This window comes from Acidovorax sp. LjRoot38 (genome assembly GCF_964252975.1).
GTDB lineage: Bacteria > Pseudomonadota > Gammaproteobacteria > Burkholderiales > Burkholderiaceae_C > Acidovorax > Acidovorax facilis.
The window spans coordinates 1-3,604 of record NZ_CAXUPT020000034.1 but is presented as its reverse complement, the minus strand read 5'-3'; the positions used below and the strand labels follow the sequence as shown (position 1 = coordinate 3,604).

Annotated in this window: 4 protein-coding genes and 1 pseudogene; 2 read left to right on the top strand and 3 right to left on the bottom strand. The window is 64.1% G+C overall.

Annotation, left to right across the window (positions count from 1 at the left end; translation table 11 throughout):
- The 3 genes and pseudogenes from ACSQ22_RS26185 to ACSQ22_RS26175 form a co-directional block, all read right to left on the bottom strand.
- Positions 1 to 211: pseudogene (locus ACSQ22_RS26185) on the bottom strand (hypothetical protein); the annotation flags it as partial.
- A 48-nt stretch (positions 212 to 259) separates the two neighbouring features.
- A complete protein-coding gene (locus tag ACSQ22_RS26180) occupies positions 260 to 691 on the bottom strand; it encodes a nuclear transport factor 2 family protein (RefSeq protein ID WP_008904227.1) in 432 nt (143 codons plus the stop codon).
- Positions 692 to 852: 161 nt separating this feature from the next.
- A complete protein-coding gene (locus ACSQ22_RS26175; RefSeq protein WP_008904226.1) occupies positions 853 to 1,959 on the bottom strand; it encodes a YeiH family protein in 1,107 nt (368 codons plus the stop codon).
- A gap of 117 nt (positions 1,960 to 2,076) precedes the next feature.
- Here ACSQ22_RS26175 and ACSQ22_RS26170 point away from each other — a divergent pair, with 117 nt between their 5' ends.
- Positions 2,077 to 3,006, top strand: coding sequence for a LysR family transcriptional regulator (locus tag ACSQ22_RS26170; protein ID WP_008904225.1), 930 nt, complete (start codon positions 2,077 to 2,079; stop codon positions 3,004 to 3,006).
- Positions 3,003 to 3,290, top strand: a complete 288-nt coding sequence (locus tag ACSQ22_RS26165; protein ID WP_133156668.1) for a hypothetical protein — start codon at positions 3,003 to 3,005, stop codon at positions 3,288 to 3,290. The genes ACSQ22_RS26170 and ACSQ22_RS26165 overlap by 4 nt, the downstream gene beginning before the upstream one ends.
- Positions 3,291 to 3,604: the final 314 nt, after the last annotated feature.

The window sequence follows — 3,604 nt, the reverse complement described above, 5'->3', positions numbered from 1 at the left end:
GCGGCCACAGCGCGGCGCAGCCGCCGTTGCAGGTGCTCTTGCCGCTGCCTGCCACGTCCTTGTCGAAGGTGTAGAGCGTCATGCCCTTGGCGTCGACCAGCGCGCCGTTGGCGAGCTTGGCCGGCGCGTCGGCAGCCATAGCGCCGGTGAGTGGTGCCGCGAAGGAAGCCGCTGTGATCAGCAGCGCGGCCAGAGTCGAAAGGTGCTTCATGGGGTTGTCCTTTGGGGTCTGGTGGAGAGTAGCCACGCTGCGTGCCGTTCAGTAAGCCGCAGCCACCGCCAGCTTGGGGTCGATCTGCCAGGTTTCACTGACGATCTTGCCTTCACGGAACGTCAGCACGTAGCGCACCTTGATGGGCATCTTGCCTTCGAAGACGACGTTGGCCGAGACGGTGGCGCCCTTGGGGTTGGCCGATTCTTCAATCTGGCCGACTGTGAGCTTCAGTGGGCCGACGGCCTTGCCGAACTTCTCCCAGGTGCCGCGAATGGCATCGGTGGTGGCATAGGTGCCGTCGAGTGGGCCGCCTACCCAGTTCAGCTGGGCCTGGTCGGCATAGGCACGCATGACGATCTGGGTGTCGCCCGAGGCGATGGCCTGGAAGTGCGTGCGGGCGTCGTCGCTGGGGGCGGCGAAGGCGCTGCCGGAGGCGAGCGTCAGGGCGGTGGCGGCGAAAGCGAAAGTCTTGAACATTGTGGGCTCCGATGAAGGGTTGGTGTGAAGTGAAGGGGGGTGAGTGCGGGACGAAGGGTCAGATAGGTCCCGACAAAAGAGCAGACGGCGTCGGCATGCGGTCTATTCCAGAGCGTGCAAAGAAATTTAGGGTCAGGGCCCTGGGCCGTGAATTCGAGGCTTCAGCCCAGCAGGGCCGGCACCCAGCGGTTGATGAGCGCGCCTCCGACGATGAGCCAGCCGAACAAGATCAACGCCAGCAGCAGCGGCTTGGCCCCGGCCTTGCGAATGGCGCCGATGTGCGTGGCCAGGCCGAGCGCAGCCATCGCCATCGCCAGCAGCGCGGTGTCAATCTCGGTCGTCACTGCCACCACCGACGCCGGCAGCCATTGCAGCGAATTGAGCAACACGACCGCGACGAAGCCGAAGGCGAACCAGGGCACAGCGAGTTGACCCTTGGCGTGAGCATGCTCTGCCTCCACTAGGGCTTGCAGGGTGCTGTCGCGCGCCAGCCAAGCCGACAGCATCACCAGGAACGGCGCCAGCATCATTACTCGAACCATCTTCGCGATGACGGCCGAGTTGGCTGCGTCCGGGCCCACCGAACGTGCTGCGGCCACCACCTGGGCCACCTCGTGGATGGTCGATCCGACGTAGATGCCGAACCCGTTGGCGCCGCCGGGGATCAGCGCCCAGTGCCGGTTCAGCTCGAACAGCGCCGGGTACAGGAAGATCGCCAGCGTGCCGAACACCACCACCGTGGCCACCGCCACCGTGACCTGCTCGGCGCGCGCCTTGACCACCGGCTCGGCGGCCATCACCGCAGCAGCGCCGCAGATGGCACTGCCAGCGCCGATCAGCATCGCCGTCTTGCGCTCCAGGCCCAGCCAGCGCGTGCCGATGAGGCAGGCCAGTGCGAAGGTCGAACCCAATATCATCGCGTCGATGGCGACACCAGCGATGCCGACATGGTCAATGTCCTGCACGGTGAGCCGCAGGCCGTACAGCACCACGCCCAGGCGAAGCAGGTTCTGCTTGGAGAAGTTGACGCCGGCGCCGCTGGCTACCGCCAAGCGCGGGGCCCACGGGTAAACCGTGTTGCCCACGATCATGCCCAGCACGATGGCCAGCGTCAGCGCACTGAAGCCATGGTCCTGCAGCCAGGCGATGCGGCCCAGCGCGATACCGGTGGCAGCCAAGGCGCCGCTCAGGGCCAGGCCGGGGAGCATGCGTGCGAAAGCCGATGCAGAGGCCAATGTGCGTGGCTCAGGAAGTACGTTGATGGTCATGCTGCTTGCCTCCGGTTGAAGTTCGTGAGGACAAAGCTTCCGGCTTCATGGATGACCCGTCAAACGGGTTGTATCGCTAAGATGTACCCATCTAATCGCTTTGCAAACGAATCCGCCATGAATACCCTTCGCCTCACGCTGCGACAGCTGCAGATCTTCGTGGCGGTTGCGCGCAGCGGCACTACCACGGCAGCCAGCGCCGAGATTGCGCTGTCGCAGTCGGCCACCAGCTCGGCCGTGAATGAACTTGAGCGGCTGCTGTCGCTGCGCCTGTTCGACCGCGCGGGCAAGCGCCTGCTGCTCAACGACAACGGCCGTGCGTTACTGCCGCGGGCCCTGGCGCTGCTGGACGGTGCCGCCGGCATCGAGCTGATGTCCCGCGATGGCAGCGCCCAGGCGCAGTCGCTGCGCATCGGCGCCAGCACCACCATCGGCAACTATGTGCTGCCCAGGCTGCTGGCCCGTTTTGTCGCAGCGCAACCGGGCCATGCCAGTGCCTGGCGCTCAAAGGTCGTGATCGGAAACACGGCGGCCATCTGTGACGCGGTCGCTGCGTTTGAACTGGACGTGGGCCTGATCGAAGGGCCTTGCCACCAAGCGGCGCTGGCCGTCACGCCATGGCACCAGGACGAGATGGTGGTCGTTACATCGCCTGACAGCGCGTGGGCACGAATGAGCCTGGCCGGCGAGCGGGTGCCAATGCGGACACTGCGTGAAGGGGTCTGGCTGTTGCGTGAGTCGGGCTCGGGAACGCGCGAGGCCACCGACCAAAGTCTGCTGCCCCACTTGCGCTCCTACCGTCGAAGCATCGAGCTGGGAAGTTCGGAGGCGATCAAACATGCGGCCGAGGCGGGTATGGGGGTGGCCTGCCTTTCGTCGTGGGTCGTGAGCGACGCTTTGGAGGCCGGCCGCCTGTGCCGCATCTCCACGACCTTGCCGCGGCAGCTCCGACAATCTCACCTGGTCGTGCATCGCGACAAACAGCCCACCGCTTCGCTGCTGGCATTTGTCGACCAGGTATTTGGCGCCGAGAACACGGCGCCATGAAATGTGACTCCATCGAGGTCAGGCCTGAGCAGCTCGCCAGTCGGCGCTCAAAGTTTATCCACGCACCTTCAACGAGATTCACGGCAGGCTCACCTGCACAAATGCCGGATGCGGATGGCGACGTCAAGACTGCCGCATATCCACATACCGCGCGCGATGTCTTGGGCATTGCGATCCAACGGCCACCCCTTGTTTCCTTCTTTATTTGCGGCGAGAGCAATGATCAGAATGTTGCAACAGCATCAGGTCAAAGTGAACTATTGCCCGTCTATCACGCACTTTGAGGAGCACAGGGAACCCGGGTGGCGGGTATTGCGCTACGGACACTGAAGGACCAAAAGAAGTGATTCGCCCTCCCTGCTGGCGCTTGAAGAAGGCCTGCCCATGGTCCAGAACACCGTTTCGTCCGTGACGCAAAGGGCCATTCCAGAACTTTGCACTTCGCTACAGTGCCGAACGACCGGTACAGGTAATCGATCGGTCGCTTGAGATCCTGACCGGTAAGCGACCGCTTGCGTTGGCGCCCATGGACTCTGCCGTCGAACCTAAGTGGCAGCAATCAGTCTGAACTTGTCATCCGCATGCGAAGGGCGGGGGT

Excerpts from the sequence above, each read along its gene's own strand:
- ACSQ22_RS26180 (WP_008904227.1), bottom strand. The coding sequence starts at position 691 with ATGTTCAAGACTTTCGCTTTCGCCGCCACCGCCCTGACGCTCGCCTCC.
- ACSQ22_RS26175 (WP_008904226.1), bottom strand. The coding sequence starts at position 1,959 with ATGACCATCAACGTACTTCCTGAGCCACGCACATTGGCCTCTGCATCG.
- ACSQ22_RS26170 (WP_008904225.1), top strand. The coding sequence starts at position 2,077 with ATGAATACCCTTCGCCTCACGCTGCGACAGCTGCAGATCTTCGTGGCG.
- ACSQ22_RS26165 (WP_133156668.1), top strand. The coding sequence starts at position 3,003 with ATGAAATGTGACTCCATCGAGGTCAGGCCTGAGCAGCTCGCCAGTCGG.